This window comes from Brevundimonas sp. T2-11 (assembly GCF_055397675.1).
On sequence record NZ_AP027920.1, the window covers coordinates 114,024 to 133,280 of the forward strand.

At 67.9% G+C, this 19,257-nt stretch carries 18 protein-coding genes; 9 read left to right on the plus strand and 9 right to left on the minus strand.

Going from position 1 to position 19,257, the window contains the following annotated elements; all coding sequences use genetic code 11:
* Window positions 1-61: 61 nt before the first annotated feature.
* Entirely contained in the window at window positions 62-859 is a 798-nt protein-coding gene (locus ACZ5XO_RS00615; RefSeq protein ID WP_313040424.1) for an enoyl-ACP reductase FabI, read from the minus strand.
* A gap of 131 nt (window positions 860-990) precedes the next feature.
* Between ACZ5XO_RS00615 and ACZ5XO_RS00620 the strand changes: the two genes are divergently transcribed.
* Complete coding sequence (locus ACZ5XO_RS00620) at window positions 991-1,332, plus strand: DUF2794 domain-containing protein (protein WP_464163418.1); 342 nt, start codon at window positions 991-993, stop codon at window positions 1,330-1,332.
* 107 nt (window positions 1,333-1,439) lie between these two features.
* On the opposite strand, the gene ACZ5XO_RS00625 is transcribed toward ACZ5XO_RS00620, so the two are convergent.
* Window positions 1,440-2,189, minus strand: coding sequence for a Bax inhibitor-1/YccA family protein (locus ACZ5XO_RS00625; RefSeq protein ID WP_464163419.1), 750 nt, complete (start codon window positions 2,187-2,189; stop codon window positions 1,440-1,442).
* 125 nt (window positions 2,190-2,314) lie between these two features.
* Between ACZ5XO_RS00625 and thpR the strand changes: the two genes are divergently transcribed.
* The 3 genes from thpR to mmcB are packed head-to-tail and all read left to right on the plus strand — an operon-like array spanning window position 2,315 to window position 3,890.
* Window positions 2,315-2,854 (plus strand): RNA 2',3'-cyclic phosphodiesterase, encoded by a 540-nt coding sequence (gene thpR, locus ACZ5XO_RS00630; RefSeq protein WP_464163420.1) that lies wholly within the window; start codon window positions 2,315-2,317, stop codon window positions 2,852-2,854.
* Window positions 2,851-3,417, plus strand: coding sequence for a GNAT family N-acetyltransferase (locus ACZ5XO_RS00635; RefSeq protein WP_464163421.1), 567 nt, complete (start codon window positions 2,851-2,853; stop codon window positions 3,415-3,417). The genes thpR and ACZ5XO_RS00635 overlap by 4 nt, the downstream gene beginning before the upstream one ends.
* Before the next feature lie 26 nt (window positions 3,418-3,443).
* The gene (gene mmcB / locus ACZ5XO_RS00640) at window positions 3,444-3,890 is read left to right on the plus strand and encodes a DNA repair putative endonuclease MmcB (protein WP_464163422.1); all 447 of its coding nucleotides are present in this window, start codon (window positions 3,444-3,446) and stop codon (window positions 3,888-3,890) included.
* A gap of 142 nt (window positions 3,891-4,032) precedes the next feature.
* On the opposite strand, the gene ACZ5XO_RS00645 is transcribed toward mmcB, so the two are convergent.
* Both ACZ5XO_RS00645 and ACZ5XO_RS00650 read right to left on the minus strand, forming a co-directional pair.
* Window positions 4,033-4,587 (minus strand): ActR/PrrA/RegA family redox response regulator transcription factor, encoded by a 555-nt coding sequence (locus ACZ5XO_RS00645; RefSeq protein ID WP_464163423.1) that lies wholly within the window; start codon window positions 4,585-4,587, stop codon window positions 4,033-4,035.
* A 50-nt stretch (window positions 4,588-4,637) separates the two neighbouring features.
* A complete protein-coding gene (locus tag ACZ5XO_RS00650; RefSeq protein WP_464163424.1) occupies window positions 4,638-6,167 on the minus strand; it encodes an ActS/PrrB/RegB family redox-sensitive histidine kinase in 1,530 nt (509 codons plus the stop codon).
* A 58-nt stretch (window positions 6,168-6,225) separates the two neighbouring features.
* On the opposite strand from ACZ5XO_RS00650, the gene ACZ5XO_RS00655 reads away from it, so the two are divergent.
* The 3 genes from ACZ5XO_RS00655 (at window position 6,226) to ACZ5XO_RS00665 (ending at window position 8,915) form a co-directional block, all read left to right on the plus strand.
* The gene (locus ACZ5XO_RS00655) at window positions 6,226-6,858 is read left to right on the plus strand and encodes an SCO family protein (protein WP_464163425.1); all 633 of its coding nucleotides are present in this window, start codon (window positions 6,226-6,228) and stop codon (window positions 6,856-6,858) included.
* Window positions 6,859-6,955: 97 nt separating this feature from the next.
* The gene (locus ACZ5XO_RS00660; RefSeq protein WP_464164946.1) at window positions 6,956-8,236 is read left to right on the plus strand and encodes a polyhydroxyalkanoate depolymerase; all 1,281 of its coding nucleotides are present in this window, start codon (window positions 6,956-6,958) and stop codon (window positions 8,234-8,236) included.
* Window positions 8,202-8,915, plus strand: a complete 714-nt coding sequence (locus tag ACZ5XO_RS00665) for a M48 family metallopeptidase (RefSeq protein ID WP_464163426.1) — start codon at window positions 8,202-8,204, stop codon at window positions 8,913-8,915. The genes ACZ5XO_RS00660 and ACZ5XO_RS00665 overlap by 35 nt, the downstream gene beginning before the upstream one ends.
* A gap of 14 nt (window positions 8,916-8,929) precedes the next feature.
* Here the strand turns inward: ACZ5XO_RS00665 and ACZ5XO_RS00670 are convergent, their stop codons facing one another.
* From ACZ5XO_RS00670 to ACZ5XO_RS00680, 3 genes are all read right to left on the minus strand, one after another.
* On the minus strand, window positions 8,930-11,008 hold the full coding sequence (locus ACZ5XO_RS00670) for a transglycosylase domain-containing protein (RefSeq protein WP_464163427.1): 2,079 nt from the start codon (window positions 11,006-11,008) through the stop codon (window positions 8,930-8,932).
* Between the two features lie 86 nt (window positions 11,009-11,094).
* A complete protein-coding gene (locus ACZ5XO_RS00675) occupies window positions 11,095-11,715 on the minus strand; it encodes a class I SAM-dependent methyltransferase (RefSeq protein WP_464163428.1) in 621 nt (206 codons plus the stop codon).
* Window positions 11,712-12,647, minus strand: a complete 936-nt coding sequence (locus ACZ5XO_RS00680; protein WP_464163429.1) for an alpha/beta fold hydrolase — start codon at window positions 12,645-12,647, stop codon at window positions 11,712-11,714. The genes ACZ5XO_RS00675 and ACZ5XO_RS00680 overlap by 4 nt, the downstream gene beginning before the upstream one ends.
* A gap of 99 nt (window positions 12,648-12,746) precedes the next feature.
* Here ACZ5XO_RS00680 and ACZ5XO_RS00685 point away from each other — a divergent pair, with 99 nt between their 5' ends.
* The gene (locus ACZ5XO_RS00685) at window positions 12,747-13,862 is read left to right on the plus strand and encodes a Rieske 2Fe-2S domain-containing protein (protein ID WP_464163430.1); all 1,116 of its coding nucleotides are present in this window, start codon (window positions 12,747-12,749) and stop codon (window positions 13,860-13,862) included.
* A 168-nt stretch (window positions 13,863-14,030) separates the two neighbouring features.
* Here ACZ5XO_RS00685 and ACZ5XO_RS00690 read toward each other — a convergent pair whose 3' ends face one another.
* The gene (locus ACZ5XO_RS00690; protein ID WP_464163431.1) at window positions 14,031-14,690 is read right to left on the minus strand and encodes a TetR/AcrR family transcriptional regulator; all 660 of its coding nucleotides are present in this window, start codon (window positions 14,688-14,690) and stop codon (window positions 14,031-14,033) included.
* Window positions 14,691-14,929: 239 nt separating this feature from the next.
* Window positions 14,930-16,780, minus strand: a complete 1,851-nt coding sequence (locus tag ACZ5XO_RS00695) for a cation:proton antiporter domain-containing protein (RefSeq protein ID WP_464163432.1) — start codon at window positions 16,778-16,780, stop codon at window positions 14,930-14,932.
* A gap of 152 nt (window positions 16,781-16,932) precedes the next feature.
* Between ACZ5XO_RS00695 and ACZ5XO_RS00700 the strand changes: the two genes are divergently transcribed.
* Window positions 16,933-19,059, plus strand: a complete 2,127-nt coding sequence (locus ACZ5XO_RS00700) for a M13 family metallopeptidase (protein ID WP_464163433.1) — start codon at window positions 16,933-16,935, stop codon at window positions 19,057-19,059.
* Window positions 19,060-19,257 lie beyond the last annotated feature (198 nt).

Genomic DNA, 19,257 nt, shown 5'->3' on the forward strand with positions numbered 1-19,257 from the left:
GAAAGCAAAAAGGGCCGCCGGCTTCCCGACGGCCCTTCTCATATCCAGAACCCGGTCGGGTTCAGCCCTCCATGTCGTCCGGCAGGCCGACGGCGTGGAAGCCGGCGTCGACGTGGACGACCTCGCCCGTGGTCGAGCGGCCCAGGTCGGAGCACAGCCACAGGGCGGCGCCGGCGACGCCCTCCATCGAGGTCTCTTCCTTGATCAGCGAGAACTGCGCCGACTTGGAGTGCAGGCCGCGACCGCCCGAGATGCCGGCCAGCGACAGGGTGCGCATCGCGCCCGCCGAGATGGCGTTGACGCGGATGTTCTTCGGACCCAGGTCGCGGGCGATGTAGCGGGTCGCGGCTTCCAGGGCGGCCTTGGCCACGCCCATGGTGTTGTAGTTGGGGATGACCCGTTCCGATCCCAGATAGGTCAGGGTGATCATCGAACCGCCGTTGGGCATCAGCCTGGCCGAACGCTTGGCCACGTCGACGAAGCTGAAGGCCGAGATGTTCATGGCCAGCAGGAAGCTGTCGCGCGTGGTGTTGTCGACGAAGGAGCCCTTCAGCTCGTCCTTGTTGGCGAAGGCCACCGAGTGGACGACGAAGTCGATCGTGCCGAACTCTTTCTCCAGCTCCTCGAAGGCCTTGTCCATCGAGGCGTCGTCGGTGACGTCGGCCTGGATCAGCAGCTTGGCGCCGACGCTTTCGGCCAGGGGGCGCACGCGGCGCTCAAGGCCCTCGCCGAGGTAGGTGAAGGCCAGCTCGGCGCCCTGGGCGGCCAGTTGCGAGGCGATGCCCCAGGCGATGGAACTGGAGTTGGCCACCCCCATGATCAGGCCCTTCTTGCCCTTCATCAGGTCGCCGGTGGGCATATCCCAGCCTTCGCTCGTCGCCATGGGTTCGTCTCCGTATCTGAACTTGAACCGCCTTTTGGACGCGTGGCGGGCGGGTGACAAGTCGCGGCGCCGCTGGCGTTTCATCAGGAGCGGTCTAAGTTGGGACCATGAGCCTGGATGCAGACAGTCCCGATGGGCAGCCTCAGACCGGCCCGGTCTTCTTTGACCGGCGCGAACTGGATCAGGTGTTGCGGGTCTATGGCCGGATGGTCGCCGCCGGGGAGTGGCGCGACTACGCCATGATCGGCCACAAGGAGGTAGCGGAGTTCGCCGTCTTCCGCCGCTCGGGCGACGCGCCGCTCTACCGGATCGAGAAGCGCCCGGCCCTGCGCCATAAACAGGGCCAGTGGGCCGTGATCGGCGAGGGCGGGCATGTGCTGAAGCGAGGACGGGATCTGGCCCAGGTGCTGCGGGTCTTCGACAGCCGCAAGTTCAGCGTGGTGGAATAGGGGCGCCGGCCCCGTTCATCCCTGCGGAAGCGGCCCAGTGTGACGGCCAAAGAAAAAGGCCCCGACATCACTGCCGGGGCCTCTCCGAACTCAGTCGTCGCCGACTTCTATTCCCGGCTGCCGCCCATGAAGGCCAGCAGGAACTGGAACAGGTTCACGAAGTTGATGAACAGGCTCAGGGCGCCGAAGCCCGTGGCCACGCCCATGGCTTCCTGATTACCGCCGAGCGCGTAGTAGGTCATCTTCAGGCGCTGGGTGTCGTAGGCGATCAGACCCGAGAAGATCAGGACGCCGAGACCCGAGATGATCAGGTAGAGCGTGCCCGACTGCATGAACATGTTGACCAGCGAGGCGATGACCAGGCCGATCACGCCCATGATCAGGAAGCTGCCCATGGCCGTCAGGTCCTTCTTGGTCGTGTAGCCGACCAGGCTGAGACCGCCGAAGGCCGCCGCCGTGACGAAGAAGGTCGAGGCCAGCGAACCGCCGGTGTAGCGCAGGAACAGGACGCCCAGACCGGCGCCGATGGTGGCGACCACGGCCCAGTAGAGGGTGTTCACCCCCCTGGCGGTCGGGTTCTTCATGAAGAACATGGAGCCGAACAGCATGACCAGCGGCGAGAACTGGATGATCATGCCCAGCAGGGTCAGGCCGATGCGGCCGTCGTCGGTGCGGGCGAACAGCAGCTGTTGCACGGCCGGCACGTTGCCGGTGACGTAGGCGAGGGCGCCGGCGACCACCAGGCCGAGGGCCAGCTTGTTGTAGACGCCCAGCATGAAGGCGCGCAGACCGGCGTCGACGGACATGTCCGCCGACTGCGGAAGCGGGCGCGCATAACCGTTATTGAAGTCGCTCATCGCGAAAGTAGTCTCCTAAGTGGACGGCAAATGCCGACCTTGAGCGGAAATATCGGGACGGACGACCCGCCTTGCAAGGAAAACCCGTCTTCCGAACACCCGTTCCGCCCGCTACCAAGGGTCGCATGTTGCGCCTGTTCACCGCCATTTCGATCCCGGAAGACGTCGCAGAGACGCTTCAACGTCGTCAATCCGGCCTGCCCGGCGCGCGGTGGCGGCCGCTGGACGCCCTGCACGTCACCCTGGCCTTCTATGGCGAGGCGTCGGAACGGACCGCCGACGACCTGGCCTCGGAGCTGAGCCGGGCCGAGGGCGGCGGGGCCTTCGAGATCACCCTGAACGGCGTCGGGGCCTTCGGCGACGCCCATCGCACCCACACCCTGTGGGCCGGGCTGGAGCGGTCGGAGCCGCTGAACGTCCTGGCCGGGCGCTGCCGTTCGGCGGGCGAGCGGGCGGGCGTGCCGCCCGAGAAACGCGAATACCGGCCCCACGTCACCCTGGCCTATCTGAAGCCCCAGGCGAACCCGGATCGGATCGGGGCCTGGATCGCCGGGCACAACCTGTTGCATTCGCCGCCGATCCGGGTGGACCGCTTCGGCCTCTATTCCAGCGTCCTGACCGGCGACGGCAGCGTCTATACGCTGGAGAGGGAGTATCTGCTGTGATCGAGCGTCCGACTTCGCCTCTCGGCCCGACGCTGGAGACGGAGCGGCTGTTCCTGCGCCCTCCGACGCTGGATGACTTTCCGCGCTGGGCCGACTTCATGAGCGACCCCGAGACGACCCGCTTCATCGGCGGGGTGCAGTCCAAGCACGAGGTCTGGCGCGCCATGGCCTCGGTCGCCGGCATGTGGGCCCTGCAGGGCGAGGGCATGTTTTCGGTGATCGAGAAGGCGACGGGGAACTGGATGGGGCGCATCGGTCCGCTGCATCCCTATGACTGGCCGGGTCGGGAGGTGGGCTGGAGCCTGCACCGCGATGCGACGGGCAAGGGTTATGCGGTCGAGGCCGCCGCCGCGACCATGGACTACGCCTTCGACGTCCTGGGCTGGGATGACGTGATCCACTGCATTGACCCCGACAACCTGGGCTCGGAGAAGGTGGCGCTGCGATTGGGCTCGAGCAATCGCGGGCCGGGCCGCATCCCGCCGCCGTTCCAGGATCATGTGGTCAACCTGTGGGGCCAGACACGGGAAGAATGGCGGGTGAACCGGCAGCGCTTGCGATAGGAACATAGGCGGAACATAAAGGTCGTATGGCCGCCGCTTCGCTGCATCTGGAACTGGTCTTCAGCCGCCCGGAGACCACCCTGTCGGTCACGCGCGGGGCGGCGCGGCTGATGCGGGACATGGGCTATGCACCCCTGCTGGAAGTCTGCCTGCCCAATGGGCGGCGCGCCGACGTCATGGCCCTGGGACCCAGGGGCGACGTGGTCATCTGCGAGGTGAAGTCGGGCGTCGACGACTATCGCGTCGATCGCAAATGGCAGGAATACGGGCCCTACTGCGACGCCTTCTACTTTGCGGTGGCGCCCGAGTTCCCGCAGGACATCCTGCCGGACGAGCCAGGTCTGATCGTCGCCGACGGCTTCGGCGGGGCGGTGATGCGTGCGGCGCCGATCACGCCTCTGGCCCCGGCGCGCAGGAAGGCGCTGACCCTGGCCTTTGCGCGGCTGGGCGCGCTCAGGACGATGCGGGATTGACTTTCCTCCCTGTCGCGCAGCGATGGGGAGGTGGATCGGCGGCGTAGCCGACGAGAGGGAGGGGCGGCCCGACGTCAACCGTTCGCGTCGCCCCCTCCACCACTTCGTGGTCCCCCTCCCCACACGTGGGGAGGAAAGAGGGCTACCTCGGCGCGCGTTTCGCCAGGATGCGTTGAAGGGTCCGGCGGTGCATGCCCAGACGGCGGGCGGTTTCCGAGACATTGTGGTCGCACAGCTCATAGACGCGCTGGATGTGCTCCCAGCGCACCCGGTCGGCGCTCATGGGGTTTTCCGGCGGTTCGGGGGCTTCGCCCACCGACAACAGGGCCTTGACCACGTCGTCGGCGTCGGCAGGCTTCTGCATGTAGTCGACGGCGCCGGCCTTGACCGCCGCGACGGCGGTGGCGATGGCGCCGTATCCGGTCAGCATGACGATGCGGGCGTCCTCGCGGCGTTCGCGGATGGCCTCGACCACCTTCAGTCCGTTGCCGTCCTCCAGCCGCATGTCGAGCACGGCGAAGGCGGGGGCGGAGACGCGCAGGGCGTCGCTCGCTTCGGCCACCGAGCCGGCCAAGGTCACGTCGAAGCCGCGCGCTTCCAGCGCCCGACCCATGCGGGTGCGCAGGGCCGCGTCGTCGTCCAGCAACAGCAGGGTCTTGTCGGCCAGGGTGGCGATGCGGGCTTCGAGTTCGGACATTCGGTTCTCCTGACGCTCAGGTCGTGCGTCTGCGCCGCATGGTCAAGGTTTTAGCTCCTGACTGCGACATCAGGTTCCACCTGGGCGCTGCGGGGTTCAAGGGCGGGATCGGCGACCTCCAAGGCCTGTCGCGGCCATCGGACGGTGACGCGGGCGCCCTTGGGCTGACCCTTCTCGCCGTCGCCGGAGCCGACCGAGACCTTGCCGCCGCTGCGTTCCAACAGGGTGCGGGCGATGAAGAAGCCCAGGCCCATGCCGCCCTGGCTGGGGGCGATGGGGGCGGTCACGGGAGGCGGCGTCTTGCGGCCCCTGGCGCGTGAGCCGCCGGGTGAGGCGGCGGCGGCGATCTGGGCCGCGAGCGCCCGGCGCGCCTTGGCCTGGGGGCGGCTGGTGACATAGGGCTCGCCCAGGCGCGGCAGGATTTCCGAGGCGAAGCCCGGACCGTCATCGAGGATGTCGATCTCGATCCAGCCGGCGTCGACGATGGCGGTGACGCGCACCCGGCTGTGGGCGAAGTCGGCGGCGTTCTCGATCAGGGTCGACAGGCCGTGGATGACCTCGGGCAGGCGGTGGACGCGGGGCAGGGGCTGGCCCGGCGGGGCCTTCACAGCCGTCTGGAAGTCCAGATCAAAGCCGCGATGCGGTTCGACCACCTCTTCCAGCAGGGCCTTCAAATCGACGTCGGCGTAGAGGGCGTCGCCTTCCTCGGGCTGGGCCGAGAGCTGTTTCAGGATGTCGCGGCAGCGCTCGGCCTGCTGCAGCATCAGGGCGGCGTCCTCGGCCACCGGGCTGTCGGGAGGCGAGGCGCGCAGCAGTTCCTTGGCCACCACCTGGATGGTGGCCAGCGGCGTGCCCAGCTCATGGGCGGCGGCGGCGGCCAGACCGCCCAGGGCCGCCAGCCTCTGTTCGCGTTGCAGCACGTCCTGGGTGGTGGCCAGGGCCAGTTCCAGCTTCTCGGCGTCGGCGGCCACCTTCCAGGCATAGCCCGAGGTGAACAGAACCCCGGTGGCCAGGGCCAGGCCCATGCCGAAGCGGTAGAGGGGCGGCAGGACCAGATGCTCGTGCAGGCGCCACGGCAGGGGCAGGGACCAGGAGAAGAGGACGGCCAGGGCGATCAGGGCCATGACCCCCAGCACCAGGGCCTGACGCGAGGGCAGGGAGGCCGCCGCGATCGTCACCGGCGCCACCAGCAACAGACAGAAGGGGTTGTCCAGCCCGCCGGTCAGGGCCAGCAGGGTGGCCAGTTGCAGGATGTCGAAGCCCAGCTGGGCCGCCGTCTGCGGGCCGTTGGGCAGGCTGCCGTCGATGCGGCGGGCACGAGCCATGGTGGCCAGGTTCATCACCACCCCTGCGCCGATGGTCGCCAGGCACTCCCACAGGGGCAGGGGGAAGTGCAGGGCGAAATAGGCGGTCAGGATGGCGCAGGTCTGGCCGAAGACGGCCAGCCAGCGCAGCACGATCAGGGTCCGCAACGACAGCCCGCGCCCGCGCCGGGGACGCTCGCGCAGGGCCTCCATGACGCCGGGGCGGCCGGCGGCCTTCACAGCCTGCGACAGGGAGGGGGCTTCTGTGCTGCTCACGCCTCTTCTATAGACCGCCAAGCTGACGGCTGCACCCTCGCCGTCGCAGGAGAAGCCGATGCCGCGTCGTCCCGTTATTCTGTTCGCCGCCGCCTGTGCGGTCATCGCCCTGGCGCTCGGGCTGATCACCATGGTCGTGGTCAAGGGCCGCGAGCAGTCGGCTCAGGTTGCGGAAACGGGAACCGGCCAGCCGACCGTCGGCGGCCCCTTCACCCTGACCAACCAGGACGGGCAGGTGGTCGACCAGTCGATCCTGCAGGGCAAGTGGACCCTGGTCTTCTTCGGCTTCACCTACTGCCCTGACTACTGCCCGACGACGCTGGGCGTGCTGAAAGCCGTGCAGGAGCGCCTAGAAAAGGACCTCGGCGACAAAGCCAGGGACCTGCAGATCGTCTTCATCAGCATCGACCCCGAGCGCGACACGCCGCAACTGCTGAAGGATTATCTGTCGTCGGACGGCTTCCCCACGGGCGTCATCGGCCTGACCGGCACGCCGGAACAGACGTCCCAGGTCGCCAAGGAATACCGCGCCTTCTACCAGAAGGTCGGAGAGGGCGAGGGCTATACGATGAACCACAGCCTGACCGTCTATCTGATGGGGCCGGACGGCCAGTTCCGTAGCGCCGTGGCCCATGACCTGGGACCGGACCGGACCGTGAAGCTGATCGAGAACGCCATGGAGCGCGGCTGATCACCTTTCCCTGATCGGGGGCGACCTTGGTCTGTTTTGCGTCTGAATGCGTTATATGCTGCACTGCCGCATCGGCGGGGGCCGCAGTCGGGGTTTCATGCTCTACGCATTTCACGAGCTCGCCTATCATTCGGCGACGCCGTTCCGGATCGGGGCCCAGATGGCCCGCCAGTTCTGGACGTCGCCCTTCAATCCGGCCTCGGACACGGCCATCGGCCGCACGGCCTACGCCTCGGCCGAGGTGTTCGAGAGCCTGACGCGGCGCTACGGCAAGCCCGCCTGGGGGCTTGAGACCCTCGATATCGACGGTCATGCGGTGCGCACGACCGAGCAGGTCGTCTGGTCCTCGCCCTGGTGTCGGCTGGTGCGCTTCAAGCGCGACGCGGGCGACCTCAAGAAGGCGGGCAAGCCGACCGACGCTCCCGCCGTCCTGATCGTCGCGCCCCTGTCAGGCCACTACGCCACCCTGCTGCGCGGCACGGTCGAGGGCTTCCTTCAGGACCACGACGTCTATGTCAGCGACTGGGAGAACGCCCGGCAGGTGCCGGTGCTGGAAGGCCGCTTCGACTTTTACGATTACATCGACCACGTCCGCGCCATGCTGACGGCCATCGGTCCGCGGGCCCATGTCGTCGGCGTCTGCCAGCCGGGCCCGCCGGTGCTGGCGGCCTGCGCCGTCATGGCGGCCGAAAACGACCCCAACCGGCCCGCCTCCATGACCTTCATGGGCTCGCCCATCGACGCTCGCCTGTCGCCGACCGTGACCAACCAGCTGGCCGAGGCAAAGCCCTTCACCTGGTTCAAGTCGAACATGATCCACACCGTGCCCTGGCCCTATCCGGGGTTCGGGCGCCGCGTCTATCCGGGCTTCGTCCAGCTCTACAGCTTCATGTCGATGAACGAGGACAAGCACGTCGACGCCCATCACCGCTACTTCGAGAGCCTGGTGGTCGGCGACGGCGACGGGGTCGAGAAGCACGAGCAGTTCTACGACGAGTATCTGTCGGTGCTGGACCTGACCGAGGAGTTCTATCTCCAGACCATCGATATCGTCTTCCAGCAGCACCTGCTGGCGCGCGGCCTTCTGGAGCATCGCGGACAGAAGGTCGATCTGACGGCGATCACCGACATCGGCCTGGCCACGGTCGAGGGCGAGAAGGACGACATCTCGGGCGTGGGCCAGACCCAGGCGGCGCACGGTCTGACGCCCCATATCCCTGATGACCGCCGCCTGCTCTATGTCCAGCCGGGCGTGGGCCATTACGGCGTCTTCAACGGCCGCCGTTTCCGCGACGAGATCTATCCGCGGGTGCGCGACTTCATCGCCCAGAACGAGTCCCTGAGTGCAGTATCGGAACGGTCAGCGGCTGCCGCTTGAGGGCGGGGGCGCCCTTCGCCTGTCGGTGAATCCGCGCGCGCGGCGGCTGTCGATCCGCATCGACGCCCGCGCCGGCGAAGCCGTGGCCGTGGCGCCCTCTGAACGGCGTCTGGGCGAGGTGGTGGCCTTTGCGCGCACCAAGTCCGACTGGATCGCCGACCGGCTGGCCGCGCGGGTGGCGGGAACGCCGCTGGAGCCCGGCGCGACCGTGTCCTGGCTGGGCCGCAGCGTGCGGCTGGAGGCGGTCGGCGGGGCCGGGGCGGCGCGTCTGGTCGAGACGCCGGAGGGGCCGGTGATCCGCTCGGGCGGCGAGGGCGAGGCCTTCTCGCGCCGGGTCGAGAACTGGTTCAAGCGGGCGGCGCGAGAGTTTCTGGTCGCCCGCACGGAGGTGCATCTGAGCGCGCTGGGCCAGAAACCGGTCAAGGTGTCGATCGTCGACACCCGTTCGCGCTGGGGCTCGTGCAGTCCGCACAACCGCTCGATCCGCTATTCGTGGCGGGTGATCATGGCCCCGGCCGAGGTGGCGGATTATCTGGCCGCGCACGAGGTCGCCCATCTGGTTCACGCCGACCATAGCCCGGCCTATTGGGCGGTGGTGCATCGACTGGTCGGCGACCATCGGCCGTTCCGCCAATGGCTGCGCGACCACGGCGCGGCCCTGCACGCCGTGGGGCGCTAGCCGCCTTCACCTGCCTAGAAGAAGTCGGCGTCGGCCTTCTTCTCCGCGCGGGGGGCTTCCTTGACGGTCGGTTGAGGCGAGGTCGGCCGGATGACGGGCTGGTCGCCAGGCAGGGGCGCGGGTGTCGGAACCGGCTGGCCGTCGATGATGGGCGGGCCGGGCTCGCCCTCGACCGGCTGGGCGTAGGGGTCCTGAACCTGACCCATCATGTCGCCGACGGGATCGGGCGCGACCCAGCCTTCGGGCAGGGGCGGACCGTTGGGGATGGGCTGGACCGCCAGCCGGGGCAGGGCGGCCTCCATGAAGCCGCGCCAGATGGCGGCAGGCGAGGAGCCGCCGGTCACGCCGCGCATGGCCTTGTTGTCGTCCTTGCCGACCCAGACGGCGGCGACGAAGCCGCCGGTGTAGCCGACGAACCAGGCGTCCTTGTAGTCCGAGGTGGTGCCGGTCTTGCCGGCGATGTCGCGTCCGCCGATGGCCGCCGAACGACCGCTGCCCGAGGTGATCACGCCGCGCAGCATCTGGTTCATGTAGTAGAGCGACGGGTTGTTGATCGTCTGGCCGTTTTCGCCGGCGCCATGGCTGTAGATGACGCGGCCCGAGGGGGTGCGGATGCGGCTGATGCCCCAGGCCTCGACTCGCTTGCCGCCGTTGGCGAAGGCGTCATAGGCCTGGGCCATCTCCAGCGGGCTGACCTCGACGGCGCCCAGGGCCATCGACGGCTGCAGGCCGATCTCGCTGCTGATCCCCAGGCGACGGGCGGCGCGGGCCACGGCGTCGCGGCCGACCTGATCGGCGACATAGGCGGCGACCGTGTTGGTCGACTGGGCCACGGCTTGCGCCAGGGTCATCTGGCCCGAGAAGTTGCCGGAATAGTTCTTGGGCGACCAGCCGCCGATGGTGACGGGCTGGTCCACGACCGGGGTGGTCGGGGTGTAGCCGGCCTCGACCGCGGCCAGATAGACGAAGGGCTTCCACGCCGAGCCGGCCTGACGGCGGGCGTCGGTGGCGCGGTTGAACTGGCTGTCGGCGTAGGAGCCGCCGCCGATCATGGCGCGGACCCGGCCTTCGCCGTCCAGGGCCACCAGGGCCGCCTGTTCGACGCCCCGGCCCTTGTCGCGGTCGAGGATGCGGCGCACGGCGCGTTCGGCGTCGGTCTGCAGGGTCAGGTCCAGGGTGGTTTCGACCACCATGTCCTCGGTCGGTTCGCCGACCAGGCCGCGGATCTGCTTGTCCAGCCAGTCGATGAAATACTGGGCGTGCTGGCTGGCCAGGGTGCGCGAGACGCGGACCGGCTCGGCCACGGCGGCGTCGCGCTGGGCCGGGGTGATGGCGCCGACCTCGACCATTTCGTTCAGCACGACATTGGCGCGGGTGGCGGCGCGTTCGCTCTCGGACACGGGAGAATAGCGCGACGGCGCCTTGAGCAGGCCCGCCAGCAGGGCGGATTCACCGACCGTCAGCTTGTCGGCGCTCTTGTCGAAGTAGCGCTGCGAGGCGGCCTCGATGCCATAGGCGCCGGCGCCGAAATAGACCCGGTTCAGATAGAGGGCGAGGATTTCCTTCTTGGTGAACTTCATCTCCAGCCAGACGGCCAGCATCAGCTCCTGAACCTTGCGCTTCATGTTCTGATCGGGCGTCAGGAACAGGTTCTTGGCCAGCTGCTGGGTGATGGTCGATCCGCCCTGGACCACACGCCCGGCTTTCAGGTTCGAGGCCATGGCCCGGCTCATGCCGATCGGGTCGAAACCGGGGTGGTGATAGAAGCGACGGTCCTCGATGGCGACGAAGGCGGCCGGGACGTAGTCGGGCAGGGCGTCCAGATCGACGGGAGGCGCCATCTGGGTGCCGCGCACCGCGATCAGGGCCCCGGAGCGGTCCAGATAGGTGATCGAGGGCTGGCGATCGACCTCATACAGGCTGGAGGTGTCCGGCAGGTCGCGTGCGAAGATCGCGAAGAAGACGACCGCGAAGATCAGGCCCCAGACGGCCAGAACCGCGCCCCAGTAGAAGAGGTTGCCAAGGAAGGACCGGCGCGGTTTCCTGCCGCCGCCGTGCTCGTTGCGGTCCGGTCCGCCGTCTTTACGCGCCATGAAAGTCCCTCTTGCCAGCGACGCGACCCTAGCCGGTCATGTCGCTGCAGAAAACGCCCCGCTTGAGTTCACGCAAGCGTGAGCGTCTATTTCGCCGAAAGAATGGCGCGCCGGGCCAGCCAGACCCCGTTGTCGCCGCTGTTCTCCACCGTCAGTCCGGCCTCGATCAGAAGGCTGTTGTAAACCTCCGGGGCCAGGCTGCCGTGATAAAGGGGTTCGCCCCGCCATTCCCCGATCGCCTCGCCATGGGCGGGGCCGGCGGTGAACATCAGTCGGCCGCCGTCGGCCACGCGGGCGGCCAGCGCCGGCAGGAGCAGGGTCTGGGCCTCGGGCGTCAGGTGAAAAAGGCTGTGCCAGGCCAGAACTCCGTGGAAGACGCCCTCCGGCAGAGCCTCGCGCATGTCGCCGATGCGCCAGTCGCCCGAGGGCAGGGTGGCGCGGGCGTGGACGATCAGGTCGGGCGCGGCGTCCTGGCCGATGACCTTGAAACCGCGCTCCAGCAGGGCGGCGCCCATGGGCCAGCCCGAGCCGCAGCCGACGTCCAGCACACGGGCGCCGGGCGGCCAGTCCGCCGTGAAACGGTCCAGCCAGGCGACCTCGTCCCAATCGCCTTCATGCTGGCGCAGGGCGGCGCCCCGGTCGCGGATCCAGTCTGCGGCCTTGTCCTGATAGAGGCCGATGATCCGGTCCGCGGCCGGGTGGTTCATCGGGCCAGGAAGGCGTCCAGGTCGCCGTAGAAGGCGGTCGGCTGGTCCAGCATGATGAAGTGGGCGCTGTCGTCGATGCGCTTCAGCCTGGCGCCCGGCAGGTTGGCGAACGACATCTGATAGATGGCGTCGGTGATGGCGTCGGTCATTCGCGGGTCGTTGAACTTGACGTAGAGGACCTCGACCGGGGCGGTGATCTTGCCCAGCTCAGGCCGCAGGTCGGTGACGATCAGTTCGCGGAAGGCGGCGGCCGAGACCTGCTGGTCGCTGTTTTCCACATCGGCCAGGGGGCCGGAGCGGGCGGCCTCGGTCTTGATCATGCCGGTGACGGCGGCCCTGGCCTGGGTCAGATACTGATCGCGGGGGCTGGCGGACTGTGCGGCATAGACCTGATCGGCGACGGGGACGACGCTTTCCGCCGTGGTTCCGGGCGGGCCGAACATGGCGCCCATGAAGGGGATCATGTCCACGACCATCAGCTTGCCGACCAGATCGGGATGACGCGCGGCCAGCATCATGCCCATGGTCCCGCCCATGGAGTGGCCGACGACGGCGGGCCTGGTCAGGCCCTGTTCGCGGATGTAGCGGGCGATCTCCTCGGCCACCGGGGCGGCCACGGGGCCGGTTGCATTGCCCTTGGCCGGGGCGCCGGCGAAGCCCTGTACATGGACGCGGTGAACACGGTAGGCGCCGTTCAGGTGATCGACCGTCCCCTGCCAGACGGCGGGCGAGGAACTGAGGCCGGGGATGAAGATGACGTCCGGGCCCTGGCCCTCGACGGCCACATGGATCCGGTCAGAGGCGAAGGCGGCGTGCTGATGGCCATGACCGGCGGCGTGATTGGTGTGGCCGTCCTGGGCCAGGGCGGGCTGGGCGGCGGCCAGCAGCAGGGCGGCTGCCCCGGAAGCCAGGATGTAAGCGGCGCGGATCATGAAGTCCTCTCCCCGAAGAATTTGACCCAGATTAATTCATCGAGCGAGGAAGGGAATGGGCTTTGGACGACAGGCGGCGCCTGCTGCTAGATAGCGGCCATGACCGTTGACGCTGCTGCACCCTCCGCGACCGCCCCCGAAGCCAAGGCTCCGCCGACCGCCTTCGGCAAGGGCTTCGTGCGTGACGCCTGGTATTTCGTGGCCCTGGCGCGGGATGTGCCGGTCGCCAGCCTGAAGCGCTATGAGGTGATGGACGAGCCGGTGCTGGTCGGCCGGACCCGCGCGGGCGAGGTTTACGCCATGCGCGACATCTGTCCTCACCGCGCCGCGCCCCTGTCAGCCGGGCGTCTGGTGGACAAGCCGGGCGAGGGCGAGACGATCGAGTGCCCCTATCATGGCTGGCGCTTCCGCCCCGACGGCGTCTGCGCCGCCATTCCGTCCCTGGTCGAGGATCAGGCCTTCGAGGCGAACCGTATCAAAGTGCGGTCCTATCCGGTGCGCGAGAGCCAGGGTCTGGTCTTTGTCTGGATGGCCGCCGACGCGCGCAACCCGTCCGAGCCGGACCATGAGCCGCCGCTTTTCCCTGGCGCCGAGGGCGAGGCCAGGCTGGTCGAGGCGATGGATTTCGACAGCCATATCGACCACGCCGTCGTCGGCCTGATGGACCCGGCCCACGGACCCTTCGTTCACCAGCAGTGGTGGTGGAGATCCGAGCATTCGATGCACGAGAAGGCCAAGACCTTTGCGCCGCGCGACTATGGCTGGGCCATGGTGCGCCACGCCCCGTCGTCGAACAGCCGCCTCTACAAGATCCTGGGCGGGGCGCCGGCGACCGAGATCACCTTCCGCCTGCCCGGCTATCGCTGGGAGCATATCCAGGTGGGCGCCAGACAGGTGCTGGCCCTGACCTGCCTGACGCCTGTCACCGAGACCAAGACGCGGATCACCCAGATCTTCTGGTCCGATCACTGGGTGTTCGGGATCGCCAAGCCCTTCCTGCGGATGGGCGTGGTCGCCTTCCTGAAGCAGGACGGCGGCATGGTGAACCTGCAGAACGAGGGGCTGAAATACGACCCGGCCCTGATCTGGATCGACGACGCCGACAAGCAGGCCAAGTGGTATCAGCAGCTGAAGCGTGAATGGACGAAGAGCCGCGCCGAAGGCCGCGCTTTCGTCAACCCGATCAAGGAAGTGGTGCTGCGCTGGAAGAGCTGAAGCTCTTCTAGTGCGCTATGCTCGGGTCGCGGACCCTCGCAGCTTGAGCGCATTCGGCTCTTCAAGCAGCACGACGGTGCTCGGTTAGGCGCGCGAAGCGCCAGGCCGCGTCGGGTCGGGAGGTCCCGGAGGGCCGACGACCGCGGCCCTCCAAGAATGCGGCGGTTCTTACTGCCGTGCGAGTTGGCTGGAGAGGATCAGGTCCAGCTGCTTGCGGATGTGCGGCGTCAGCTCCTCGATGCCCCAGTGGTCGTAGGCGGCGTAGCGGAAGTTGGCGACGAAGACGTCCCAGATCATCCGGCCCATGACCATCTGGTCCAGGTCCTGACGCAGTTCACCCTCGCGGATGCCGCCCTGCAGCACGGCGATGATGGCCTCGATGATCGGTTTGACGAAGGTGCGCGAACGCTCGTCGGCGGCTTCGGGCTGGAACCACGAGCGGGCGATCATGGCCTGCATTAGCGGCAGGTGCTCCAGCGAGCGATGGTAGCCGGCGGTCAGGCCCTCGGCCAGACGCTCGGCGACGCGGCCGTCATGGCCGGCGGCGGTCTGGATGTCCTGCAGCAGGCCGCCCATTTCCTCGGCGAAGACGCACTCGAACAGTTCAGCCTTGTCCTGGAAGTTGGCGAAGACGGCGCCGGTCGACATGCCCGCGCCCTTGGCGATGTCGCGGATGGTGGCGGCGTCGTAGCCGCGCTCGGCGAAGAGGGCGCGTGCGGCGTCCAGCACCTTCTGACGGGTGCGGATCTTGGCGGCCTGGCGGCGGTTCAGCCGGGGCTGACCCTCGGCTTCAGCGGTCTCGGGGGCGGACAGGGTGGTCTCACGCATCAATTAACTACTCTGGCTCGGGAAGGGCTGACGCCCGCCGGTCGTGGAGGGCGACAACCGCGTCAGCTCAGGTTTGCGCCGCCTCGGCGTGAACCTGGTGCAAGACGTCGACTAGCGTCCCAGGGGGGAAGGCGAACTTTCATCACCGAACAATGACCAAAATGGGTCATGAAACGAGAGCAAATCCTGTCGAAGCTTGGCCTTAAGCGCAATATTCATAAGGAATATTACGTAGACGATCAGTCGTCAGCAGGAGGCGTGGCCGTCGCCCGAACAGAGCGGAAGGCGCGCGCGGGTCGCGTCCCGCGATCGTTGGGAGCGGCCGCCTGGAAGGTTCGGCGGAAGCCGTCGCGACGTTCGTGGATGGAGGCGAGAACCAGTCCCATGGGCACGCCGAGATCGACCAGGGTGTTCTCCGCCAATTGAAGGCTGGCCTCGGTTGTCTCGGGCACAGCGTCGGTGACGCCCAGGGCGTAGAGCCGCGCCGCGTGGTGGTCGTCGCGCGCGCGCGCGATCAGGATCAGGTCCGGCCGCAGGGCGCGAGCGGTCTTGACCACTTCATCGACCTTGGCGGGGCTGTCCATGGTGACGATGAGGGCCCGGGCGGCGGACAGGCCGCAGGCGTTCAGCATCTCGGGGCGAGCGGCGTCGCCGTAATAGACCTCATGGCCGTCGGCGCGACCGGCGCGGACGGACGTCGGGTCGGCGTCCAGGGCGATGAAGCGTTGATCGTGCTCGACCAGAAGTTCGCCGACCAGCCGCCCGACCCGACCGAAGCCGACGATCAGCACGGCCCCGTCGGGCGCCAGGACGGCGGCGTCCGGAGACAGGCCTTCGACCTTCGGATCGGCGACGGGCGCGGCGCGTTCGGTCAGCAGGCGGGCCAGGACGGCGAGCAGGGGGACGGTGAACATGCTGAGCGTGGCCGCCAGCATGGCCTTGCGGGTCAGTTCCGGTGTCGCCAGGCCCTCGACCAGCCCGGTGGACAGGATGACGAAGGCGAACTCGCCCGCCGGGCCCAGCACCAGGGCCGTCTCGATGGCCGAGCGGGCGGCCAGGCCCCAGGCGCGGGCCAGAATGAAGATGATCAGAGCCTTCAGCACGATCAAACCGGCGGCGAGGCCCAGCACGGTCGTCGGGTCGGCGGCCACCGCGTCCAGATCCAGCCCAATGCCGACGCCGATGAAGAAGACGCCGAGCAGCAAGCCCTTGAACGGGTCTATGGCGACCTCGACCTCGCGCCGGAACTCGGTTTCGGCCAGCAGGACGCCGGCGACCAGGGCGCCCAGGCTCATCGACAGGCCGACCGCCTGGGCGCCGAGGCCGGCGGCGACCACGACCAGAAGCGAGGCGGCGACGAACAGTTCGCGTCCTTCGCCACGATGCTGGGCGCGGGCGACGGAGCGGAACATGGGGCGCAGTACGAGGCGGCCCAGCAGCACCATCAGGAACAGCCCGCCCGCCGCCGGCGCCAGGGTGAAGAGCGCACGCCCCAACTCGGCGGGCTCCACCGAGGATCCGCTCTGGGCGAGCGTGGCCAGGACCGTGACCGTGATCAGTATGGGGGCGACAGCCACGTCCTGGGCCAGAAGGACGGCGAAGGTGGCGCGGCCGGTCTCGCTGTTGATCCGCCCCTGGGCGGCCAGGACGGGCATGACCACGGCGGTCGATGACAGGGCCAGACCCATGCCGAGGACCGCAGCGCCGGCCAGAGGCTGGCCCAGGGCCATGAAGACGATGGCGATGGCGACGGCGCAGGCGGCGATCTGCAGCATGCCCAGACCGAAGACCAGGCGCCGCATGGCCTTCAACCGCTCCCACGAAAGCTCCAGGCCGATCATGAACAGCAGGAAGGCGACGCCCAGTTCGGAGAGTTGCCGGATTTGCGCCTGATCGCCGATCGTCAGCCAGCTGAGCCAGCCGTCTGACTGGGCGAAGCGCCCCAGACCGTCAGGCCCCAGCAGGACCCCTGCGGCGAGAAAGCCCAGGACGGGGCTGATCTTCAGGCGATTGAACAGGGGCACGACCACGCCCGCCGCCGCCAGGAAGACGACCAGATCCCGATATTCGCCGCCGTGTCCCTGCGTCATCGCGCCTCCGTGGGCCTATTGTGGCGCATGCGATCACAGTATGGCGAGCGGGGTCGCGCCCTAGATGAACTTTTTTTAAGACGCATCGTCGTCCGGGCCGGGACTAGGGTCCGGACCAACGGGCGTTGGGGCCCCATGAGGATTGCTTACGAATGAAGAAATTGCTTGTCGGGGCCGCCGTCGGCGCCCTGTTGATGCCGGCCGCTGCGTTCGCGCATGACGGTCATGATCATGCCTGCGTCGATGACGCCTGCACCGTGTTCGAACTGTTCCAGGCGCCGGCGCCCCAGGGCGGCGCCCAGGGTTGGCAGGGCACGGAAGCGCCCAAGTACGGAACCTGGGGTTTTGATCTGGCGGGACGCGACACCTCGGTTTCGCCGGGCGACAGCTTCTTCCGCCACGCCAACGGCGCGGCCTTCGACAAGATCCAGATACCGTCCGACCGCACCTCCTACGGTTCGTTCGCCCTGCTGCGCGAACTGTCGGACAATCGCATGAAGGCCCTGGTTCAGGGGCTGGCCGCGCGCACGGACCTGACCGCCGGCTCTGATGAGCAGAAGATCGCTGACGCCTATCGCAGCTACACCGACGAAGCCCGGATCGAAGCGCTGGACGCCCAGCCGCTGCAGCCCTTCCTGACCGCCATCCGCGCCGCCGACACCCACGAGAAGATCGCCGCCTATATGGGACAGACCCAGGGGCGCGTGGGCTCGTCCTTCTTCGGCACGGGCATCACCATCGATCAGAAGCAGCCGACGCGTTACGCCGTGACGACCGGCCAGTCGGGCATCGGCATGCCGAACCGCGACTATTATCTGGGCGCGCGTTTCGCGGACAAGAAAGAGAAGTACCAGGCCTATATCGAGCGGATGCTGACCAACATCGGCTGGGCTGATCCGGCGGGCCACGCCGCCGCCATCCTGGCGCTGGAAACGCGGATCGCCGAGGCGCACTGGACCCCGATCGAAAACCGCAACCGCGACAAGACCTACAACGAATACACCATCCGGACCCTGGCGGCTGAAGCGCCCGGCTTCGACTGGAACGGCTACTTCAACGCCGCGGGCCTGGGGTCCATCGAGCGACTGATCGTGCGTCAGAACACGGCTATGCCCAAGATCGCCGCCATCTTCGCCGAGACCCCGGTCGATACGCTGCAGGCCTGGCAGGCCTTCCACACGACCGACGACGCCGCGCCCAATCTGTCGAAGCGTTTCGCGGACGCCCAGTGGGAGTTCCGTGCGCGCGACCTGGCGGGGCAGCCCGAGCAGCGCACGCGTGAGAAACGCGCCATCAGCTTCGCCGAGGGGGCCCTGGGCGAGGCGGCGGGTCGACTGTATGTCGCCGAATACTTCCCGGCCGAGTCCAAGGCCAAGATGGAAGAGCTGGTCGCCAATCTGCGCACCGCCCTGTCGCATCGTATCGACAACCTGACCTGGATGGGCGCCGAGACCAAGGCGGCGGCCCAGGAGAAGCTGCGCAAGTTCACCGTCAAGATCGGCTATCCGAACAAGTGGCGTGACTATTCGGCCCTGGATATCCGCGCCGACGACCTGTTCGGCAATGCCCAGCGCATCGGCCAGTTCCAGTGGAACTATCAACTGAACCGCCTGAACCAGCCGGTCGACAAGGACGAGTGGGGCATGACGCCCCAGACGGTGAACGCCTATTACAACTCGGCCAATAACGAGATCGTCTTCCCGGCCGCCATCCTGCAGCCGCCCTTCTTCGACCCGAGCGCGGACCCGGCGGTCAACTACGGCGGCATCGGCGGCGTCATCGGCCACGAGATCGGCCACGGCTTCGACGACCAGGGCTCCAAGTCCGACGGCGACGGCGTGCTGCGCAACTGGTGGACCGATCAGGACAAGGCGAATTTCGAAGGTCTGACCAAGCGCCTGGGCGCCCAGTACGACTCCTATGAGCCCCTGCCGGGCTTCCACGTCCAGGGCGGCCTGACCATGGGCGAGAACATCGGCGACGCCGCCGGCACGGCCGTGGGTCTGGAGGCCTATCACCTGTCGCTGAACGGCCAGCCTGCGCCGGTGATCGACGGGACGACCGGCGACCAGCGCTTCTTCTACGGCTGGGCCCAGGTCTGGCAGTCGAAGTACCGTGAGGACGCGCTGAAGAACCAGATCGCCACCGACCCCCACAGCCCGGCCGAGTTCCGCGTGATCGGGCCGGTGCGCAACGTCGACGCCTGGTACGAAGCTTTCGGCGTCAAGCCGGGCGACAAGTACTACCTCGCGCCGGAAGACCGCGTCCGCATCTGGTAAGGGCGTCGTTTGATGAATGAAGAGGGCCGGAGCGTCGCTGCTCCGGCCCTTTTTCATGGGGCTTCAAATTGTCGACGATCATTCGAGAATTGAGCGCTGTCCTGTCGATCTGTGGGCGGATCAGTTGGGTTTCAGGCATGAAAAAGCCCGCTGCGGGGGATACATCGCAGCGGGCTTTATCGCTCTCTAAGGAGCGGA